Source organism: Carnobacterium iners, assembly GCF_900177385.1.
GTDB classification, from domain to species: domain Bacteria; phylum Bacillota; class Bacilli; order Lactobacillales; family Carnobacteriaceae; genus Carnobacterium_A; species Carnobacterium_A iners.
The window spans coordinates 722,853-744,140 of record NZ_FXBJ01000002.1 but is presented as its reverse complement, the minus strand read 5'-3'; the positions used below and the strand labels follow the sequence as shown (position 1 = coordinate 744,140).

At 35.4% G+C, this 21,288-nt stretch carries 25 protein-coding genes; 3 read left to right on the top strand and 22 right to left on the bottom strand.

Annotation, left to right across the window (positions count from 1 at the left end; translation table 11 throughout):
* Window positions 1–222 precede the first annotated feature (222 nt).
* Both B9Y54_RS03825 and B9Y54_RS03820 read left to right on the top strand, forming a co-directional pair.
* Window positions 223–813: a hypothetical protein gene (locus B9Y54_RS03825; RefSeq protein ID WP_085559042.1), complete on the top strand. Its 591-nt coding sequence runs from the start codon at window positions 223–225 to the stop codon at window positions 811–813.
* Window positions 814–1,147: 334 nt separating this feature from the next.
* Window positions 1,148–2,380 carry an MFS transporter gene (locus tag B9Y54_RS03820; protein WP_085559041.1) on the top strand — a complete coding sequence of 411 codons (1,233 nt, stop codon included), beginning with the start codon at window positions 1,148–1,150 and terminating at the stop codon, window positions 2,378–2,380.
* Window positions 2,381–2,526: 146 nt separating this feature from the next.
* Here the strand turns inward: B9Y54_RS03820 and B9Y54_RS03815 are convergent, their stop codons facing one another.
* The 7 genes from B9Y54_RS03815 to B9Y54_RS03785 all read right to left on the bottom strand — a co-directional run bounded on the left by B9Y54_RS03815 (window position 2,527) and on the right by B9Y54_RS03785 (window position 10,389).
* Window positions 2,527–3,285, bottom strand: a complete 759-nt coding sequence (locus tag B9Y54_RS03815) for an ABC transporter ATP-binding protein (RefSeq protein ID WP_085559040.1) — start codon at window positions 3,283–3,285, stop codon at window positions 2,527–2,529.
* Between the two features lie 3 nt (window positions 3,286–3,288).
* Window positions 3,289–4,356, bottom strand: a complete 1,068-nt coding sequence (locus B9Y54_RS03810; protein ID WP_085559039.1) for a FecCD family ABC transporter permease — start codon at window positions 4,354–4,356, stop codon at window positions 3,289–3,291.
* Window positions 4,357–4,381: 25 nt separating this feature from the next.
* Window positions 4,382–5,404 carry an ABC transporter substrate-binding protein gene (locus B9Y54_RS03805; protein ID WP_085559038.1) on the bottom strand — a complete coding sequence of 341 codons (1,023 nt, stop codon included), beginning with the start codon at window positions 5,402–5,404 and terminating at the stop codon, window positions 4,382–4,384.
* 25 nt (window positions 5,405–5,429) lie between these two features.
* A complete protein-coding gene (locus tag B9Y54_RS03800) occupies window positions 5,430–6,473 on the bottom strand; it encodes an NAD(P)/FAD-dependent oxidoreductase (protein WP_085559037.1) in 1,044 nt (347 codons plus the stop codon).
* Window positions 6,474–6,786: 313 nt separating this feature from the next.
* Entirely contained in the window at window positions 6,787–8,118 is a 1,332-nt protein-coding gene (locus B9Y54_RS03795; RefSeq protein WP_085559036.1) for an MATE family efflux transporter, read from the bottom strand.
* Window positions 8,119–8,431: 313 nt separating this feature from the next.
* A complete protein-coding gene (locus B9Y54_RS03790) occupies window positions 8,432–9,823 on the bottom strand; it encodes a hypothetical protein (RefSeq protein ID WP_085559035.1) in 1,392 nt (463 codons plus the stop codon).
* A gap of 20 nt (window positions 9,824–9,843) precedes the next feature.
* Window positions 9,844–10,389: a hypothetical protein gene (locus tag B9Y54_RS03785; RefSeq protein WP_085559034.1), complete on the bottom strand. Its 546-nt coding sequence runs from the start codon at window positions 10,387–10,389 to the stop codon at window positions 9,844–9,846.
* A 281-nt stretch (window positions 10,390–10,670) separates the two neighbouring features.
* Between B9Y54_RS03785 and B9Y54_RS03780 the strand changes: the two genes are divergently transcribed.
* Window positions 10,671–10,991 (top strand): hypothetical protein, encoded by a 321-nt coding sequence (locus B9Y54_RS03780; RefSeq protein WP_085559033.1) that lies wholly within the window; start codon window positions 10,671–10,673, stop codon window positions 10,989–10,991.
* A 300-nt stretch (window positions 10,992–11,291) separates the two neighbouring features.
* On the opposite strand, the gene ltrA is transcribed toward B9Y54_RS03780, so the two are convergent.
* From ltrA to rpmJ, 15 genes are all read right to left on the bottom strand, one after another.
* Window positions 11,292–12,575: a group II intron reverse transcriptase/maturase gene (gene ltrA / locus B9Y54_RS03775; RefSeq protein WP_085559032.1), complete on the bottom strand. Its 1,284-nt coding sequence runs from the start codon at window positions 12,573–12,575 to the stop codon at window positions 11,292–11,294.
* 550 nt (window positions 12,576–13,125) lie between these two features.
* Window positions 13,126–13,518 (bottom strand): 30S ribosomal protein S9, encoded by a 393-nt coding sequence (gene rpsI, locus B9Y54_RS03765; protein WP_034551750.1) that lies wholly within the window; start codon window positions 13,516–13,518, stop codon window positions 13,126–13,128.
* A gap of 13 nt (window positions 13,519–13,531) precedes the next feature.
* A complete protein-coding gene (gene rplM, locus B9Y54_RS03760) occupies window positions 13,532–13,975 on the bottom strand; it encodes a 50S ribosomal protein L13 (protein WP_085559030.1) in 444 nt (147 codons plus the stop codon).
* A 154-nt stretch (window positions 13,976–14,129) separates the two neighbouring features.
* Window positions 14,130–14,300, bottom strand: coding sequence for a hypothetical protein (locus B9Y54_RS12280; RefSeq protein ID WP_159446046.1), 171 nt, complete (start codon window positions 14,298–14,300; stop codon window positions 14,130–14,132).
* A gap of 50 nt (window positions 14,301–14,350) precedes the next feature.
* Complete coding sequence (locus B9Y54_RS03755) at window positions 14,351–14,584, bottom strand: hypothetical protein (protein WP_085559029.1); 234 nt, start codon at window positions 14,582–14,584, stop codon at window positions 14,351–14,353.
* Between the two features lie 66 nt (window positions 14,585–14,650).
* Window positions 14,651–15,157, bottom strand: a complete 507-nt coding sequence (locus B9Y54_RS03750; protein ID WP_085559028.1) for a GNAT family N-acetyltransferase — start codon at window positions 15,155–15,157, stop codon at window positions 14,651–14,653.
* Complete coding sequence (gene truA, locus B9Y54_RS03745) at window positions 15,123–15,971, bottom strand: tRNA pseudouridine(38-40) synthase TruA (protein WP_085559027.1); 849 nt, start codon at window positions 15,969–15,971, stop codon at window positions 15,123–15,125. Before truA ends, B9Y54_RS03750 begins: the two co-directional genes overlap by 35 nt.
* 85 nt (window positions 15,972–16,056) lie before the next feature.
* Window positions 16,057–16,854: an energy-coupling factor transporter transmembrane component T family protein gene (locus tag B9Y54_RS03740; protein ID WP_085559026.1), complete on the bottom strand. Its 798-nt coding sequence runs from the start codon at window positions 16,852–16,854 to the stop codon at window positions 16,057–16,059.
* On the bottom strand, window positions 16,851–17,729 hold the full coding sequence (locus tag B9Y54_RS03735) for an energy-coupling factor ABC transporter ATP-binding protein (protein WP_085559025.1): 879 nt from the start codon (window positions 17,727–17,729) through the stop codon (window positions 16,851–16,853). Before B9Y54_RS03735 ends, B9Y54_RS03740 begins: the two co-directional genes overlap by 4 nt.
* A complete protein-coding gene (locus B9Y54_RS03730) occupies window positions 17,705–18,544 on the bottom strand; it encodes an energy-coupling factor ABC transporter ATP-binding protein (RefSeq protein WP_085559024.1) in 840 nt (279 codons plus the stop codon). The genes B9Y54_RS03735 and B9Y54_RS03730 overlap by 25 nt, the downstream gene beginning before the upstream one ends.
* Window positions 18,545–18,939: 395 nt before the next feature.
* Complete coding sequence (rplQ, locus tag B9Y54_RS03725; protein ID WP_034551741.1) at window positions 18,940–19,320, bottom strand: 50S ribosomal protein L17; 381 nt, start codon at window positions 19,318–19,320, stop codon at window positions 18,940–18,942.
* A gap of 26 nt (window positions 19,321–19,346) precedes the next feature.
* Window positions 19,347–20,291, bottom strand: coding sequence for a DNA-directed RNA polymerase subunit alpha (locus tag B9Y54_RS03720; RefSeq protein WP_085559023.1), 945 nt, complete (start codon window positions 20,289–20,291; stop codon window positions 19,347–19,349).
* A gap of 73 nt (window positions 20,292–20,364) precedes the next feature.
* Complete coding sequence (rpsK, locus tag B9Y54_RS03715; protein ID WP_085559022.1) at window positions 20,365–20,751, bottom strand: 30S ribosomal protein S11; 387 nt, start codon at window positions 20,749–20,751, stop codon at window positions 20,365–20,367.
* A gap of 25 nt (window positions 20,752–20,776) precedes the next feature.
* On the bottom strand, window positions 20,777–21,142 hold the full coding sequence (gene rpsM / locus B9Y54_RS03710; protein WP_085559021.1) for a 30S ribosomal protein S13: 366 nt from the start codon (window positions 21,140–21,142) through the stop codon (window positions 20,777–20,779).
* A 29-nt stretch (window positions 21,143–21,171) separates the two neighbouring features.
* Window positions 21,172–21,285 (bottom strand): 50S ribosomal protein L36, encoded by a 114-nt coding sequence (gene rpmJ / locus B9Y54_RS03705; protein ID WP_047393235.1) that lies wholly within the window; start codon window positions 21,283–21,285, stop codon window positions 21,172–21,174.
* Between the last annotated feature and the right edge of the window lie 3 nt (window positions 21,286–21,288).

The following is a 21,288-nucleotide window of genomic DNA, read 5'->3' as shown; positions in this document are numbered from 1 at the left end:
ACCTAAATAAGAAAGTCTTTACTATTAGCTTAAATTCCAATAAATCTCTTTAGAATTATCTATGCAACTAATGGTTGCTAATAGGTAAACTAATGCGTTCTAGTATTTATTATTATAATGGTTATACTTAAATCATCACGATAAGGAGGAAAGTAAAAAGAGGAAAAACGTTAAACCAATCTGTTAAAGATTGAGTTACATAACTAAGAAAGGATGAGTGATGTGAAAAAAACGTCTATGTATTCATTAATTCTATTAAATACCCTAGCTATTTTCACTTTATTGGGTTGTGGAAATGGTTCTGGTGAAACTTTAAATAATGAAGACGATAAAAATAAAGAAGTTATAGAAGTCGTTTTAGAGAAAACTCTTAATGCACCTGATAAGGTACTGTTATCCAAACTTTACGATTCTGATAATGCTACGATTATTAACCAAGATGAACAATCAAGCACTTCTTCTGTTCAAGAAAAAGAAAATGATTTTGATCAGTATATAGAAGAAAACTACGGCGAATATTTTACTGATTACGGGTTTGAAAAGTTTTTTATAACTAGTGGAGAAGGATATCGGTACTCTGATGAGGCAGATAAGGCCAACTATACGCTAGCGCCCGAAGACATTAGTATTATTCAAGATGAAAAAAACGACCAGCGTTACGAATTTGATGTAACCGTGAAGTACATTGATGAAAAAAATGACGAAGGAACTCGTGTCCTAAATGGCAGAGTTGAAATGGATGACGGAAAAATCAACTCGCTCAATATAAATGATGATGAAGGATTATTAAAAGAAATAATGTCAAATCCGTAGTTACTTTATTCATTACTCTTACTAAAATTAACGGTTTGAATAAAGAAAGCTACAAAACAATTTTTCTCTGTTTTGTGGCTTTCTTTATTTTCTAACGGCTAAAGAGTCATTTATTATTGAATCTAAATTTTTATATAAAAAACTTATACCTACTTACTTGAACAGTTTAGCTATTTCCACTTATCTTTCTTAGTGTTTTCTTAGTTTATTATTCCCATATTCTCATAATTATGCTAAGCTATTTTGACTCACTGTTATTTAGTGAGTCAAAATGAATGAAGGAGAGGTATCAATACCTTATTAACTGTTCCTCTACCTTGTCAGGAGATTTTTTATGCTATCCTCTTTTTCAAAAAATATTCAATCGACCTTAATTGCTTCTTTTTTTAGTAGCTTAGTCTATGCTTGTACAATTCCTTACCTTATTATTTACTTAGCCAGTCTGTTCAGTAAAGAAACACTGGGATTTTTAGTTATGATAAGTGTTATTCTATCCTTTATTGCTGGAATCGTTGGTGGTTACCTAGCAGATAATTTTCAGCGTAAAAAAGTTTTACTTATTTTCCAAAACTTATACGGCATTTCCTTATTTATTATCGCCTTAAACTTCACAGGAATCCTGCCACAATCTTTTTGGTTGATTGGTGGTTACCTAATCTGCGGGATGGCTTATAATTTGTATCGCTCTGCATCTGATGCCATCTTACTTGACTCAACGGTCCTACACGAAAGAAAAAAAGTTTACCAACTACAATATTGGACCTTTAACTTATCAATGGCTTTAGGGGCTTCTATTGGTGGTTTCCTATTTAAACACTACTTGATTTATTTATTTTTAGGAGCCGCTTTTTTACAATTTGCCGTTTCGGCTTTTTTTCAAAAAAATCTTAACTATAAAAATGCTATTTCGCATATTAAAGGAAAAACGATTTTTCATGATCTCTTTACTAACTATTACATTGCAGCTAAAGACAAACGCTGGGTGATTTTAGTTTTAGGCTTTGCTCTTTATAATGCTGCTGAAATCTCTTTACAAAATTATACCGGCGTCCAGTTATCAAAAGAGTTTGACTCACTGACTCTTTTTTCAATCCCCATTGATGGAGTCAGAATGTTGAGTATCTTACAAGTAATTAATACTATCATGGTCGTTTGTTTTACTTTTATTGTTTCAAAAATAACGGAGAAAAAAACAGAACGAACGGTTGTCATTATTGGTTTATTTATCTATATTAGCGGATATGGTTTAATGGCTTCAGCAAATAGTATTTACTTTTTGATTCCCTTAATGATTCTAGCTACGCTAGGAGAGCTAGCCTCAGCTCCTATCTTAAGCGCTCGAAAAGTTGATTTAATTCCAGAAGATAAACAAGCTTCTTATTTAAGTTTTGGTGCCCTATCCTTTCAAGGTTCTCAACTTTTAGCAGCTGTTGGACTAACCTTAGGTGGCTATTTTACAGCAGGTTTGATTAGTGGGTATATTATTATTTTAGGAGTAGCTGGTATTTATTTTGTCGTTTCTAGCTTGTATGGCTTTAAAAAATCACCCTCAAAAGGGGTTAAATAACTTTTCACTTCGTATCAGTAACTTATCTTATTGCTGACCTTATTACGTGAGCTAGGTTTTTTTAATTTCTTACATGCAAAGATCCATGCATCGTAGGAGTAAAAGAATCCAAAAAAAGAGCTCTTTTATACTTTTAAAAGAGCTCTTTATAGAAATTCAATAGTCTGCTTACCTAAAATAGGATTCGTATACGTCCGACAATCGACTTCATACAATTCGGAAATAACGGTTTCTGTTATAACTTCTTCCGGTGTTCCTTGTTTGATTATCCGTCCATTTTTCATAGCATACAAGTAATCGGTAAAGCGAGCAGCTAAATTCAAATCATGTAACGCTGCTAAAACACCAATGGGCAAGGCACTGACTATTTTTAAAATACTCAATTGGTGTTTAATATCCAAATGATTCGTTGGTTCATCTAAAACTAAAAATTTAGGCTGTTGTACCAACGTTCTCCCTAAAATTACTCGTTGTTTTTCTCCACCTGAGAGGGATAAAAAACTCCTATCAGCGAGTATTTGTAAATCCATTTGCTGGAGTACTTTTTCAACTATGTCATAATCTAACGCATTGTCTCTCTCCATCAACCCTTTGTGTGGCGATCGTCCAAGCAGTAACATTTGGCGAACGGAAAAATCAAAGTTGACTTGATGAAATTGTCCTACTACACCTAATTTTTTTGCCAGTTGCTTGTTTGAGAGTTCTTGGACGTTTTCATTATCCAAAGTGATCATTCCCATATCAGGTTCGAGTATTTTTGAAATACTTTTTAATAAAGTTGATTTCCCGCACCCATTTGGTCCAATCAAACCAACAAATTGATTCTCACTAACTTGCAAAGAAATCTCTTCTATAATTTTTTTAGAAGTAATCGATACCGATACATTATCAACCGTTAATTTCATTTTTCACCCTCCAAACTTGTAGCCTTTTTTAACAAAGATATAAATAAACAATGGAGCACCAATTAATGAAGTTAAAATACCAATAGGTAATTCAATTGTTGGTAAGATGATACGCGATAAAATATCTGACCAAACCATAAATAAAGATCCTGAAAAAACCGATAACGGTAAAAAGTAACGATGATTAGAGCCTACGATTCCACGGACGATATGTGGAATAATTAATCCAACAAAACCTATCATTCCAGCATTTGCAACAATAATCCCTGTCAAAATTGCCGCAATAACTAAATACAGTTTACGGTAAAAGTTTAAATTAACACCCAGCGTAATCGCTGCTTCATCGCCCAGTAGCATGATATTTAGCACCCGTTCTTGGGTTACGAAGAATAGAAAACAAATTAGGACGACTGCCGCAGTTAAAGGCAGCTTAGACCAACTCGCTCCTGCCAGACTTCCCATCATCCAAAATGTTATCGAACGAATCCCTTCTGCATCATTGGCTATATAGATAATAAAATTTGAAAATGCGGTAAACAGAGCATTTAATACCATGCCAGATAAAATAAGCTTAATAGAATTAACTTGTCCGCCTACATTTGATAAAAGTAAGACTAGAAAAGCAGCTGTTACCGCTCCTAGGAATGCCCAAAAAGATAAACCTAACTGAGCTAATACACTCGTTCCACCAAAGCCAATCATGATAGCAAACGTTGCACCTAGAGAAGCACCAGATGAGATTCCCAAAATATAAGGGTCTGCCAGTGGATTTTGGACCGTTGTCTGCATAACTGCACCTGCTAATGACAACCCCATACCTGTAAGCATCGCTAAAAGTACTCTCGGAAAACGGATTTGCCAGATAATGTTTTCATGAGCACTAGAAGAAAGATGGGCTAAATCACCGATTAATCCTCCTGAAAGATGATTCGTTAAAATTTGAAAAGATTCTGTGAGAGGGACAGCGACTTGTCCGACCGTAACACCAATCCCCATCGAAAGAATAATCAATACGGTAAATAGGAGTAAACTTATATAAAATAATTGACGTTGCTTGTCGATGCGGCTCATCACTTTCTTCCTTTCTGGCTAGGCATTAATTGGTTTCATACACTTGGGTACTGAGTTGCTCCATTCCACTTAAAATTTGATAACCATAACTCCAAAATTGATTGTAGTCGACAGTATAAATACGGTCTTCTTTAATAGCTGTTAGACTTGAAAGAACCTCATTCGCTTTTAAATCAGCTAGACTCTCTTTAGGATCACGTCCGCCAGTATAATTGACTAGCAACAAAACGTCTGGATTAGCTTCTAACAAAGCTTCTACGCTAATTTCACCTGTTGCATCTGAAAAGGCATTGTTTAACTTCATATAACTCAATGCATCGTTTAAATAAGTATCGGTTGCGCCACTATAAATGTTCACGTTCGTGCCTTCTGCATCAAAGATATACGCATAGTCGCTTGTTTCTTGATCATCAGGAATAGCTTCGACTAATTTATCCATCCGTTTTCGTACCTCATCCGAAAATTTCTGGGCTTTCTCTTGGACAGTAAATAATTTGCCCAGATTCTTAATATCTGCGTATAAGTCATCAAAAGTAGCCTCACTCGTTGATGTTGCTTGAATGTAGGTTTGAATGCCTAATTCATTTAATTCTTCAACCGTACCAGTTCCCCACTCAGCACTCGCGAACAGCTGGCCTCGTCCGACAACGATATCTGGATCCGCACCCACAACCAATTCTTTTCCGACATATTCTTTAGATAACACTGGAATTTTGGAGAAATCTTCCGCTACTGTTTTATCCCCTTCGCCGTATAAGGCCGCGACACCTGTGATATCTTTTACTAATCCAAGCTGTAGAAGCAATTCTGCGGTTCCTTGGTTATTGGCAACGATAGATGTGGGACGAGACTTATAGGTTATTTCTTTTGCAGAAAACTCGGCTCCTTCTGGAGAAACCGTATAATTATCTAGCGTTAAAGGAAACGCTGCAGAATCCTTATTCGTGCTAGCTTGATTGTTCGTAGAATCGGTCTGTCCGCACGCACCCAGCAGTACTGTTGCCACTGCCACTAGTCCTAAATATTTTACCTTCTTTAATCCATTCATTTTTATTCCTCCATTAATCTATTTTTTATTCCGTTGCATATTGTTTCCAAACGGTCGCTACTTTTGATTTTAGATTATCAGCATAAGTTGAGACGGTTCCTATTGCATCCGCCTTTGGATCAATGTATAATTTTGCAGCATTGACAGCATTAATAGCATCGTGAAAAGCCCCAGCTATCAAATGAACTTTACCCGTATAACTTGCTGCATCTCCTAAAGCAAAAACGCCAGGGATTACGGTTTTAGTTTGTGGTGTCGTTTGAACGTAATAGTCATTGAACACCTCTAGGCCAATATCATTTTGTTCAAATAACTCATTTTTTTGATTAAAACCATGACACACAATAACTTCGTCTACTAAAATCGTCTCTTCTTTATCTGTCTCTTTATGAAGAATCGTTACCGCCTCAATAGTTGAGCCATCTGGAGTCAACTTTTTTTCTACTAGATCCGCTTTTACTATACATCTCACTGGGCCATTTGTTACTCTTTTAATTTCTGATTCATGTCCTTTAAATGCTTCTCTTCGATAGACCAGGATAACCTCTTTGGCAATTGGCGCTAAGGTTTTCGCCCAATCAATCGCTGATTGCCCACCACCAGAAATGAAAACTCTTTTTTGTTTCATAGCTTCAAAATCAATAACGGCTATCTGGACATTTTTTAATTGTCTTCCCTCATTCGTAAAAAATGGTGTTGGAGTAGGATCTAAAATACCATTACCAACCGCTAGTAAAAGTGTTTTAGTTAAATATGTCTTGCCTTTTGTCGTTTGTAATTGAAAATTCCCGTCTACTTTTTTTTTAATCCCATTAACTTTTTCGCCTGTGCGTATAGTTGGTTGAAAGGTTTTTGCTTGATTGATCAAGTGTTGAATAAATTGACCTGCAGGCATCGGTGGAATCCCACCTGCATCCCAGACAATCTTTTCAGAATATAGATTTAGTTTACCACCTAAATAAGGTTGAGCTTCAATTATCTGGACCTTCATCTCGCGTAGCCCCGAATAGAAAGAACTGTAAAGTCCTGCAGGTCCTCCACCGATTATCGTCACATCATATACTTCCATACTCTCTTCCTCTCCTAATAATGATTTTTTTTATTTATCGATTCTTTCATTTCATCCAGAACTTAGTTGTTAAATAAGAAACCTAGCTTTACCACTAAGGCACTCACTTCAATTGAGAATGATTTTCATTATCAATTATATGATTGTTTTTCATCAAAGTAAATAGCAATGAGAAATTATTCACAAATAGAGCAGACAACCTTAAAAGAGTCGTCTGCTCAAATAACTATTCAGTTTAAATCTGTCCATCAAAATAAAGTTGATTCATACTATTTAAGAATAAGAGCTATAAAGATAGTTAAATGCAACTTTATCAAGACCGTTCAAGAAAAATTTTCTTCATGTTTTTTCGCCATCTGAGTCTCATAAAAATAGCTCGAACAATTTCATCTAATCCTAAAGCTAACCAGATTCCTACCAAACCCATTTGCAGCGGGAAAGAGAATAAGTAAGCAAGAAAGACTCCAACACTCCACATCGATAAAACACCTACGTAAAAGGGGAACTGCACATCTGAGGAAGCTCTTAATGCACTTACATAAATTAAATTCTGGCTTCTTCCTGCTTCTAAAATAAAATTAAAGACTAAAACTTGGCTAGCTAAAGTAATAATTTCTACGTTATCAGTAAGTAAACCTAGCAGGGGAACTCTAAACAAAACGAGCACCAAACAGGCTAGCATACTAATCACAAAGGAAGCTTTAGAAGCAAAGGAGGTTAGGTCCTTGGTTTTCATATAATTTTTCGCACCAACGTGCCAACCGATCATAATAGAGGTACCTTGCCCTAAGGAAACAGCAAAAATATAAACAAAACTAACTAAAGTATTGCTGTAAGAATAAGCAGTAATAGCAACTTCTCCGAGTCTCGTAATCATAAGCATCATGACAAAGCGGGCTAGATTGTAAGAAATTTGTTCTCCAGCTGCAGGAAGACCAAACTTTAAAATAGCCGGAATATTCTCTTTGAAATCACCTATCGTAAAGGAGACCATTTTAGGTTTGAAAATTAAATTATAGACTAGATAACCTAAAATAATCATCCCTAAAGCTCGACTTATAATCGTAGCGATAGCAGCTCCTCTTACTCCCATGGCCGCGAAACCTAAATGGCCGTAAATCAAAAGATAATTTAATAACACGTTGGTTAAGTTAGTAATAATGGAAATCATTAATGTTGCTTTCGTTTTACCAAAGGAACGAAGAAACATAGAAAATGTCATAGCTAGAAGTTGCATGAAAATAAACCCGCCCACAATGACCAAGTATTGTTTTGCAAAAATCAGCATTTCTCCTTGTAAGTTCATAATACTTAAAACGCTTCCAGAAAAAGCCATAAAAGCTAGACTAAAAAGAAGTCCCATGAATAGGTTAATTAGTATCGCTGTTAAAGTCAATTTTTGAAGATGATCTTTTGCCCTTTTTGCTCCAATAGCTTGTGCAAGTAAAATACCTGTACCAGAAAGAATAATGTTCCCTGCAATAAGAATCAGGAATATCATTTGATTGACCACGCCCACAGCTCCTACAGCAGAGTCATTGTAGCGAGAGAGCATAATAGTATCAACACTTCCGATAATAGAAAACAATAAACTCTCTAAAAAAATTGGAAACGTTAAGGAAAATAATTTTTTCTTTTCAGCCATAAATCTTTGCCCTCTCTTTTATAAATAAACTTTTATTAGTACGAAAGAAAATATTTATTTAAAACTATTTTAAATAAATAGACTCATTCTTTACAGTAATTATTTTAAATAGCTATTTGTTATTTTCTCTTTCAATAGTTACATTTTATTTACCATCTGTAAACAGGCAAGTTAGAAGTATTGACTACTTCATCATATTTTTAATATAGCTATATTCAAAAAAGAGAATTGCCATTAAACAATTCTCTTTAGTACATATAAGTAATAATGTCATTTTTTCACTACTTTATTTAAATTTAAAAAATTTTATCTATTATATCTCTTCGTATAATCTATCAATCTCATCAAGTTCTTTTTTTAATCTATCAGATATCTCACTTTCAATAAATTCTTGTTTTATTTTTTCAATAAATCTGATATCCATAAACAAATGTGTAACTGTGTTAAGTAACATACCAATATCAAGATTTTTAGGATTTGATGTAATTTTTGCGTTTAATATTGTACTAGTAGATGCAATTGAGTTTGAAATCAATAAAATTTTCCTTGTTCTAACTTCATATAAATCTTTTAGTTCGTCTTCTTTACGGAAAAAACCATGGACTAAAGAAATTATTGTATCAAAAATTCTCGATACCATCAATGAAGATCCTACAACCTTCAAATCTCTAGCTAAACATATTGCATCGTAATTTTTCTTATAAAGTTTACTAGCGAGCATCTCGTTAACACTTGATAATATAGGAATCGGGAGGCCAAGTTTTGTATACTCATCAGATTTCAGATGTTGTGCTTGAGCAAATATTGCTGCTGGTAAATTTAAGGGGTCATCTTTTTTCCATTCATAACTTTCTTTAAACAGTAATCCCATAGGAACAACTTCATTTGTAATTTTCATAGGATTTCTCATTATCCTATACGATTTAAAGGTATTAAGAGTAATAATATCAGTTAAAATATTCATTGTACCAAAGACCCATCCTAAAACAGGATCGTGTCCGAGAGTATACATTCTATGATATGCACCCCCCATATTAATATTTAAACCTTTTGATCCTTTTGTTATATCGTATGCAGGAGTTTGATATAAAATATTAATCCAATGACCTGCTTCATGTTTTTTTAATTTCTTATCACGAAAATCAGAATTAGATTTCCGATGTGCTTGCTCAATAGATTTATCATTATGTTTTAATCTCCCAGATTCATCAAAACTTTCTCCATAATGAAATTTCTCTGCAACATGAGGGAAAATTAAACTTTTTAAGACTTGTATTGCTACAGCAATAGCAAGAAAAGATAAATCCGTCTTATTAGTAATAGTTGTCTTTCTAGAAAACATCTGGTTAATCTCATCTAATTCTTGAAATGCTTCTTTAATCTCACTTTCGGATACGATATCTTCTATAACTACTGCTGTTGAGATACACTCATTTGCCTGATTTACAACCTTATCCCACTCCTCCAAAATAGGTCGATTTTTTAGTTTTTTATCTTTTGTTGTGATTTCTAGGGATAACTCTTCAATAGAAGCACCCTCTCCAAGCGAGTATAATAACTCCATAGAAGCAGATATATTCATATCTGCTTTCTTTTTAGTCAAAAAAATATCTGAATCCTTAAGAAATGATTTAGATATATCTTGATTCATTTTCAAAACTTTATTTAAATCCATTTCTTCACCAGAATATTTGAACCTACTCACTTCAACTCTCTCCCCTCATATTAAACGCCTAAGTCTTGCTTCAAATCTTTGATAGCAGATTGTAATAGAATATTTAATCCAGTTAAATAATCGATTCTATCTTTATCCGCATTTTTTTCTGCATCTAATGCTCTAAGAATAGCACTTTGCTTAGCGATAGCATTTTTATATATTAATTCTTTTGCTTCACGTAATTTTTTATTCTTAAAATGCGATGCCATCCCCATACTAGCACCACCTAATATAACAGCAGGAGCGGCTAATACAGCAATTCCAGCAACCATTCCACCACCAATTAATGAACCTGCTGCTGCTAAACCACTCGTAATTCCAGCTGCACTTAGTCCGACAACTGAACCGCCTAGATAAAGACTTGCAAATCCAACACCTGCTCCGGTACTAACTCCAATCGCTCCTGCTACTGCTTCCCCTATTGGAGAGTCTTTTATCCTTCTAGTTTTTTCTTTAAGTGCCTCATCAGCATCAGAAATAACATTTTGTACTGTTTTTAGTGAATCTTGACTTTGAAAATTCATATTTTTCTTAGACTTAACATATTCTCCCATTCATAATACCTCCTTTATTATATTTAGTTTTATGTTTTATTTTGACTAATATCTTTAAGAGTTATCTACTTTATTTAACTATAAGTAAGTTATCTGTTATCTATTAATTAGCTCAATAATATCTTTATACAAGACATATTACAATCGTTTTTTCATTTTTATATAATTTTTCAATAGCTACTCGATATGTACTGTATTCCTACTTTATATTTAATTTCGTTACATCTCTTATTGTAACAAAAGAAAAAAATTTGTTGTAGTTGAAATGACTACACTAAATCATGAAAGAGATTCTTCTAATAGTTGCATTAAACGAATATCATTTGCTTTGCAATTTTAAACTATCCATTTCAACAAATGATAAAATTTTTCCAACTGATTCTAAATTAATATTGACTAAAGAGTTTATGCACACAACTAATTTCATAAAAGTACTGAAAGAAAAACTAATTGTTAAAGATAGTCGCTTATATTATGAGCACAATAATTATTTATCAAAATTAATTGTAGGATGTAAGGCGGATTATTCTGCTGATATCTTATCAAAAAATCTAATTTGCCAAAGTATTTTAGGCAAAGAGAAATCACCTCTTAAGCTTTAATTGACAAAATCCGAATTATAATCTTCACTGTCAAATGAATGGCTATCATCCAGTGGTAGCTTTTGATGGTTTAACAGGAAATTTTTTGAAATAAATGATAAAGGACAAACTATACTAGATTTTCTAAAAAATATGAATCACTCAAGTACTGAGATATATATAATAATTTTAATCAGGTTTACAAAAAAGTATAATCTCAATAATATATTCTAAAAAACAAATCGAGTAGGAGGAGCCTCACGGCTCCGACCTCTCACACCACCGTACGTACCGTTCGGTATACGGCGGTTCCATTTTATACTAAACATGTATTTTATCGTAATGCTCTACACAAGAGACTAGGCCAAATTGGGCAAGTCTCTTGTTTGTGATAGTCGTTGTTAAAATCCAAGAATAGGCAATACGTACGACACCCTTACTAGTGTGACTATTTTTATAGGCACTGTATTTGTCCATCCCTAATTTTATTAAGTTCTTTCGCCGATTCTTAGCTGTTTTCCATTTATGCCAAATACACATTCTGAGACGGACTCTCAAATGAGAGTCAATTTTCTTTAAAATGCTTTTCATTGAACCTATTTTATAGTAGTTTATCCACCCTCGAATCACTTGATTCAGTCGTTCCACTTGATATTTCGTATCAATACTCCAATTCTTACGTGTAAGTACTTTAAGTTTATATCGAAAGTTTTCTACTGAGATTTTATGTGGTTTCGCTTGATAGGTTTTCTTATTAAAATCTCGGTAAAAACCGAATCCTAAAAATTTCATTTCTGGATTATTTGGCTTCGTAATCTTAGATTTTGTACTATTAACAATCAATCCTAACTTTTCTTCGATAAATTTTGTAACGGAACGCATCACTCTTCTCGCTGACATTTCACTCTTAACCATAATGATACAATCATCAGCGTAACGAACGAAACGGAGGTTTCGTTTTTCCAGTTCCTTATCAAGTTCATTAAGCATGATATTGCTCAATAGCGGTGAAAGGTTCCCTCCTTGCGGAGTTCCAATGCTAGTATCTTGAATAATCCCATTAACTTGTACTCCACTGACAAGAAATTTACGAATCAGCGAAATTACATCTCCATCGGAGATTGTTCTAGAGACTAAATTCATCAATCGGTCATATTGCACCGTATCAAAGAAACGTTCAAGATCGATATCAACAATCCAGTCATATCCTTCATTGAAGTACACTAACGCCTGATTAATCGCCATTTCAGCTTGCCGGTTTGGTCGAAAACCGTAACTATAGTTACTAAAACCTTTATCGAATAAGGGAGTCAATACTTGTGCAATGGCTTGTTGAATCATACGGTCTTTAACTGTCGGGATTCCTAGTAAACGAACACCACCATTTGGTTTAGGAATCTCCACTCGAAGAACGGGTGAGGTTTGGTAGTTTCTTTGACGAATCTGAGCCATAACTTCTTCTTTGTTTCGAAGAAAATATATTCCTAGCTCGTCAATTGTCATGCCATCCACACCTGCGACACCTTTATTTCGTCTTACTTGTTCGAATGCTACAGTCAAATTCTCTTTATCTAAGATACGCTCAAGGATTTTTCTTTCATACATGTTTGTTATTTCCTTTCCTTCTCGTGAAGTCGGTATCCACTTTCTCGTCTTTTGACCAGCGGTCTATTTCCTCTTCCAATATTGATTTCCATAACGATAAAACGGTTCAGCCCTTCGCTCTGTCTAACTTTCACTAGCTGTCTTCACTACTACGGCTTCTGCTGACTTCTCCTGTCTCAGGCTTGTATCACTACAAGTTTTTGAAATAAGAACAGAAGACCTCCCCAGTTAAGGTGCGAACTCTTTCTCTCCATCTATCTGCCATATCTACATCACACGATTGATACATTAGCTATTGGACTTCAGCTTCTTTTGCAACCTTATCCTCGTGCACTGCCTCCTATATGATTTCTGTTCGTCAGACCAGAGATTTGCCTCGAGCTTCCTTCAGATTCCACCTCACGGTGGACACCCTTGCTTTTAGCTACATGCTTACCGCTAATCGGTCGCACTCAGGACTTTCACCTGTTAGAGTTTGCCCATGCTGGGCGAACAAAAAACATCCTCCAAATAAATGGAAGATGTCTTGAAACGTTGATATAATAACGAATTAACGTTTTGAGAATTGTGAAGCTTTACGAGCTTTTTTAAGACCTGGTTTCTTACGTTCAACCATACGTGGGTCACGTGTTAATAGGCCTGCAGCTTTTAAAGGAGCACGGAAATCTGGATCTACTTGTAGTAACGCGCGAGCGATACCGTGACGTGTAGCGCCAGCTTGTCCAGTATATCCACCGCCATTTACATTTACGTGAATGTCATAGTTTTCCATTGTTTCTGTAACTGCTAAAGGTTGTTTAACGATTACATAAAGATATGGGAAAGGCATGTATTCAGTAATGTCTTTTTTGTTCATGATAATTTTACCAGTTCCGGGTACTAAACGTACGCGAGCTGTTGAGTTTTTACGACGGCCTGTGCCGGTATATTGTACTTGTGCCAAAGAATTTCCCTCCTTAAATTAGGTTAGTAATGTCTAATACTTCTGGTTGTTGTGCTTGGTGAGTATGTTCTGTACCAGCGTAAACATGTAATTTCATGCCTTGTGCACGGCCTAAAGTGTTTTTAGGTAACATGCCTTTAACTGACATTTCAATCAATTTACGTGGGTTATTAGAACGTAATTCTCCAGCTGAGACTTGCTTTATGCCACCAATGAAACCCGTGTGGTGATAATAAATTTTGTCCGTTGCTTTTTTACCAGTTAATTTGATTTTTTCTGCATTAATAACAATCACAAAGTCACCAGTGTCAATGTGGGGTGTGAAAGTTGGTTTATTTTTACCGCGTAGAATAGATGCTACTACAGTAGACAAACGTCCCATTGGGATATCGGTTGCGTCTACCACATACCATTTACGTTCTACTTCGCTAGGTTTAGCCATATAAGTTGTACGCACGATTTATTCCTCCATATTCTTATCTGTTTGTTTGAAGCACAATATAAGTTTCCGGGGCTCATTATGTGGTGGCAAACAATACCATCTAACATTTTACCGTTTTAAAAGATAAATGTCAATGTTTCTAAATGCTTTATTTTATTTTATTTTTAGCTTACTTTATTTTTCCATCTAGTACTAGGTTATCTGCTTTCAAATCGATTACTTTTAACCAGTTATTATTTTTTACAAGAACTGTTTTGTAAAGTTGCTCGTTATTTTTTGAAAACAGCATCACGCGTGTTCCTTGGTTATCTGTTAGTAAGCGACTTTCATAACGAGACAACTCAATTGTATCTTTAGCATAGGCTGACTCTTCATATTGAGTTGTGTCCGTTACTTTTCAGCTATTGCTGCTGCTTCTTCACTAACCGGAGCCGTATCTTCATCTTCTTGAGTAAAAGATTCAGTGACTACTGAACTCTCAACAGCTACACTTTCTGCCATAATTTCTTCACTAGATTGAGTAGCCGAATTAGAAGATTCTACCACTGATTCCTCAGCTGCTTGTGTGCTGCAACCGCCTAAAATAAATACTGTGATAAAAAAGACCATTATTTTCTTATTCATTTTTTATTCTTTTCTCTTATTTATTTTTCTGTTTCTATTCGATGAACCTTTGTACTCATTTCGGCATTACAACAAATTAAGTTTACTTTTCAAAGTAAAACTCATCAGAATATCGTCTACAAATCGATTATTTAACCAAAATTCTTCTTTTAAGATTCCTTCAATAACAAAACCGTTTTTTTGATAAAATTGAACAGCCCGTTGATTGGTTCCTAAAACGCGTAGGCTTAATTTATGAATATCTTTTTTTGCTGCTGCTTCTTTAACAGCATCTACTAGCTTTTTACCCACTCCACTGCTTTGTAGTGTTGGATCTACACCTATATCAATTATCCACGTCCGTTCATGGGCCTTTAAGTGCGATGGAGGATGAAAGCCTATAAATCCAACAACTTTTTCTTCAGATTCGCTAAAGGCTACTAAATGCGTCCCAACAGGGTACTGTACTTTATAAGCCTCTGGTGAAGAATACGTAACTACCTGTGGTGTATTGCTTTCATTCCACAATTGATTTTCAATCGCAATCAAATCAGGATAATCAGACCACTGACTTGGTCGTATTTGGATTGTCATCAGATCTCTCCGTTCTGTCGGCTACTAACGTTTCAAAAATTGTACCTTTCGTTGCTTTTTTATTATCATAAAAAACTTCAACTAAATACAGTCCCTGTGGTGAGGCCGTCGGACCAGCTTGACGGCGATCTTTAACTTCTAACAAGCGCTTCATATCGTCAGCAGGTCTTCTGCCATTCGCTATTTGAAGCAATGTGCCAATAAAAATACGAACCATATTATACAAAAAGCCATTTCCCCTAAATGTAAAAACTAATTCGCCTTTTTCTTTATCTTCTATCACACTTGCTTCATAAACCGTTCTGACTTTATTTTCACGTCCACTATTAGTTGCACAAAAACTAGAAAAATCATGAGTTCCTTCAATATCCTTTAAGGCTTGTTTTAATACAGGTAAGTTAATAGGGTATTCGTGGTGCTTTGCATATAATCGTTTAAATGGATTCGTATTTTCACTTGTATCTACTCGGTAAATGTATTTTTTCCCCTTTGCCAGATACCTTGCGTGAAAATCTGAATCGACCATTTCAACATGGTAGACTTCAATTTCATCGGTTGTTAGACTATTCATCGCTCGTTGCATATTTTCGACTGGCATAGGAAAGGGGTAATCAAAATGAATTACTTGTCCTAACGCATGTACACCTGAATCGGTTCTACCCGAACCATGTATTTTGATATCTATTCCTTTAGACATGATTTTTAAAACTCTTTGAATTTCACCTTGAACCGTTCGGCCTTTAGCTTGAATTTGAAAACCATTAAAATTCGTTCCATCATATTGGATTATAATCTTATAACGTTTTTTTTTCATTTTATCTGACTCCTAGAGATTTAGTTTTCGTTTCAAAACAGAAAAAGACTGTTCGATTGATTATTGAACAAGTCTTTATCCTACTTTATTTTCTTAAAATAATTAACCCAATAGTTAAAAGAGCATAGGCGATGATAACAAATGTGTCACGCGGTTCCCATTTTAACAAGCGGTATTTGCTTCGACCTTCGCCACCTTGATACCCACGAGCTTCCATGGCTGTTGCAAGTTCTTCCGCTCGGTTAAACGAACTCACAAATAAAGGAATTAGTAACGGTACAATTGCTTTCATTTGTTGAAAAATGTTGCCTTCACCAAAATCTACTCCTCGTGCACGCTGCGCATTCATTATTTTTTCTGTTTCGTCCATTAATGTTGGAACAAAACGCAAAGCAATAGATAGCATCAGCGCAATTTCATAAACAGGTACTTTTACTGCTAACAAAGGACGCAACAAGAACTCAATAGCATCTGTAAGCGAAAGAGGCATCGTTGTTAGCGTTAGTAACGTCGACATGAATATGATTAACACGAAACGACAAAAGATGTATACGCCGTTTAAAATGCCTTCTTGAGATACCGTGATTGGGCCCCATGAAAAGTAAATCGTTCCGCCGCCTGTAAATAAAACTTGTAAAATAACCGTAAATAAAATCAACCAAATTAGTGGTTTAACACCGTTAATAAAAAAGCTCAATTTTATTTTAGAGAGATAAATCACAGCTACGGTAAAAAGAAATAATAACCCATATGATTGCCAATTATTAGCTAAAAAGATAATCCCGATAAAAAACATACTGCCCATTAACTTAGCTCTCGGGTCCAATTTATGAATTAGCGAGTCCCCAGGGATATAACGGCCAAAAATCAATTTTCCCATCATTTAGTTTCACCTGCTTTTAAGGCCTTTACGCGCTCAGCAATTAGATCAGCTAATTCTGTAGCTGTTAGTGCAGACTGAGTGTTCAAGAAGCCTAGTTTGGCATCTAATCGATTGCTAAAGGACACTGCAGCCGGCACACCTAATTGTTTTGATTTTAACCATGCTTCTTCTTGGAAAATTTCGCGTGGCGTGCCTTCTTTAATGACAGTGCCTTTTTCTAAAATAATCATATGATCTGCATAATCTGCAACGTCATCCATTAAATGTGTCACTAAAACAATCGTTAATCCTTTTTCTTTATGCAAACGATAGAACATATCCATCATTTCTCTGCGGCCTTGTGGATCTAAACCGGCAGTTGGTTCATCTAAAACAAGTATAGTTGGCTCCATTGCTAAAACACCTGCAATCGCAACTCGACGCATCTGTCCACCAGATAAATCAAACGGTGAACGTTCCATGAAACTTTCGTCCAAGCCGACTAAAGGAAGCATCTTTCTAGCTAGTTCTGTTGCTTCTTCATCGGGGGCACCAAAGTTTTTTGGACCAAAAGCAATATCCTTTGCAACCGTTTCTTCAAAGAGTTGTGCTTCTGGAAATTGAAAAACAATACCCACTTGTTTACGGATAGATTTAAGATTCTTATTGTTCGTTTCTGTTGTAATTACTCGGTCCCCTATTGTTACCGTACCTTCTGAAGGTTTCATTAATGCATTCAAGTGTTGTAAAACAGTCGATTTCCCACTACCTGTATGACCAACTAAAGCAGTAAAACTGCCTTCTTTTATAATCATATCAATATCATATAAGGCACGATTTTCAAAAGGTGTACCTTTTTGGTACGTGTAGCCTACTTTGTCGAAAATAATGTCCATAGCCAGTCCACCATCCCTTCTTCTGTCAGATAATTTGCTGGTACATCAATGCCACGTTCCTTTAAAGATAATTTTAATTTTTCGGGAAAAGGTAAATCTAATCCCATTTCAATTAATTTTTCACCAGACATAAAAATCTCCTCTGGTGTACCTTCTTGGATTAATTCTCCATCTTTAATAACCATAATTCGATTAGCATTAGCTGCTTCATCAATGTCATGAGTAATCGAAATAACGGTTAAGTTTGCTTTTTCTTTAATGGCCTTGACTGTAGTTAAAACTTCTTGACGTCCTTGTGGGTCTAGCATACTTGTAGCTTCATCTAAAATAATAATAGCTGGACGCAAAGCAACTACGCCAGCAATGGCTACACGTTGTTTTTGTCCTCCAGAAAGTCTAGCAGGTTCTTTTTCTATAAATTCAGTCATTTTTACACGTTCAATTGCATCGATGACACGATCAATCATCTCATCTCTTGGAATACCTTGATTTTCTAATCCAAATGCGACATCATCTTGCACGGTAGAGCCAACAAATTGATTATCAGGATTTTGGAAAACCATCCCAACTAATTTTCTGATTTCCCAAATGTTTTGTTCACTCAAGATTAATCCACCAACCGTTACTTCACCTTGGTTAGGGGCAATTAACCCGTTAATTGTTTTAGCTAAAGTAGACTTCCCAGAGCCATTATGGCCAATAATAGCTACCCATTCTCCCGCCTCAATAGAGAGTGAGATGTTATTTAAAGCAGGCTTAGTGTCTGTTGTATGGTATTGATACGAAATGTTTTTTAACGTTATAACTTTATCCATTGAACATTCCTCACGTTCTTATTAATTTCGGTTCTCTATAAGACTATCAAAAAAGTAACTTTCATGCAATAAATCATATTGTCCCGTTTTATCTTCATCAGTATAGTATACTCTTTTATTTTTATATACTAAAACAGGCAACAAATAAAGGGACAAACCCATTTATTTGTTGCCTGTTTTAAGACAAAAAAAATCACTTTCCTCGATGAATTTACCTCTCTTAGATGAAACCCATTTTCATCTAAGAGAAGTTTCGAGCTAGACTTGGAGAAACCTAAATGGCTTTCCATCATCGTAACACTCTTTACATACATCAAAAAAGTAAACTTGTTTGAATGTTGTGTAATTAAGAAGCATTGTTTCTATTGACTGAAGTCACAAAACGATGTCTGAAATTAAACTAATTCAATAATAACCATTGGTGCAGCATCGCCGCGACGTGGTTCTGTTTTCATAATACGCGTGTATCCGCCTTGACGCTCAGCGTAACGAGGTGCGATATCACTAAATAATTTTTGTAAAGCAGATTGGATGACAACTGCATCGTCTTCTTCTTTAATAGCTGCTACTTCATTACGAATGTAAGCTGCTGCTTGACGACGTGCGTGCAAGTCGCCTTTTTTGCCTAAAGTAATCATTTTTTCAGTTGTTTTGCGAACTTCTTTAGCGCGAGCTTCAGTTGTTACAATACGTTCGTTAATGATTAAATCAGATGTTAAATCACGTAACATTGCTTTACGTTGTGAGCTTGTACGGCCTAATTTACGGTAACCCATTTTGATTTTCCTCCCTTGTTACAGTACTAATCGTCTTGGCGTAGATTTAAATTGAGTTCAGCTAATTTATACTTAACTTCTTCAAGTGATTTACGTCCTAGATTGCGTACTTTAATCATTTCAGCTTCAGACTTGTCAGTCAACTCTTGAACAGAATTAATACCAGCACGTTTCAAACAATTGTATGAACGTACAGATAAATCTAGTTCTTCTATTGTCATTTCAAGCATTTTTTCTTTATGAGTCTCTTCTTTTTCTACCATGATTTCAGCCTTACGAGCTTCGTCAGTTAGATTTACAAAGATATTCAAGTGTTCTGTCATAATTTTAGCTGCAAGACTGACAGCTTCTTCAGGACTGATTGAACCATCTGCCCAAACATCAAGTGTTAATTTGTCAAAAATATCTTTCTGACCCACTCGTGCGTTTTCTACTTGGTAGTTTACACGACTAACTGGGGTGTAAATCGAATCGACAGGTAATACACCAATAGGCATATCATCTTGTTTATTGTGTTCAGCTCTTGCGTAACCTCTACCTGTTTTAGCGGTCATGCGTACGTGGAAACGTGCACCTTCTGCTACTGTACAAATATACAAATCAGGGTTTAGTATTTCAACATCGCTATCATAAATGATATCGGCTGCTGTTACAATTGCTGGACCATTTACATCGATTTCAATCGTTTTATCTTCACCAGAATATAACTTGAGTGCAAGTTTTTTCACGTTCAAAATAATTGACGTTACATCTTCAAGAACACCATCAATAGCTGAAAATTCATGTAAGATACCATCGATTTGAATAGTGGTTACTGCTGCTCCCGGTAGTGAAGACAACAAGATACGACGTAGAGAATTTCCTAACGTAGTTCCATAACCGCGTTCAAGTGGCTCTACAACGAATTTGCCGAATTTAGCATCATCGCTGATCTCAATCGTTTCGATTCTTGGCTTTTCAATTTCGATCATTCTATCTATACCCCTTTCAAAACGTGAAGTTCATGTTACCGAGTGCAAAACTAAAAAACGAACTAGCTCTCAATTATACACGACGGCGTTTAGGAGGGCGGCATCCATTATGAGGAATAGGTGTTACGTCACGAATAGCAGTAACTTCTAAACCAGTTGCTTGTAGAGAACGGATAGCTGCTTCACGACCTGAACCAGGACCTTTAACGGCTACTTCTACAGTTTTCATACCATTTTCCATACAAACTTTTGCTGCAGCTTCTGCAGCCATTTGTGCTGCAAATGGTGTTGATTTTTTTGATCCACGGAAACCTAGAGCTCCAGCAGATGACCATGCAATAGCGTTACCATGAACATCTGTGATCATTACAATTGTGTTATTAAAAGTAGAACGAATGTGAGCAACCCCACTTTCGATATTTTTTTTCACACGGCGTTTACGTACAACTTTTTTTACCATGAAGGTTGACCTCCTTACTTAATTATTATTTTTTCTTACCTGCGATTGATTTAGATGGGCCTTTACGAGTACGTGCGTTATTTTTCGTGTTTTGTCCACGAACGGGTAAACCACGACGGTGACGCATACCTCTGTATGAACCAATTTCAAGCAAACGTTTAATATTTTGGCTTACTTCACGACGAAGGTCACCTTCAATTTTTAATTTATCAATTTCTGCACGAATAGCATCTAATTGATCATTTGTTAAATTGATTACACGAATTTCTTCAGAAACGTCAGCAGCTTTTAAGACTTTTTGTGCTGTTGTTTTACCGATTCCGAATATATATGTTAAAGAAATTACTACACGTTTATCACGTGGAATATCTACACCAGCAATACGAGCCATTTATTTACACCTCCTGTTAATTTAACTGATTAACCTTGACGTTGTTTGTGTTTAGGATTCTCACAAATCACCATAACACGACCATTACGTCGGATAATTTTACATTTATCACAAATTTTCTTAACTGATGGTCTTACTTTCATGAA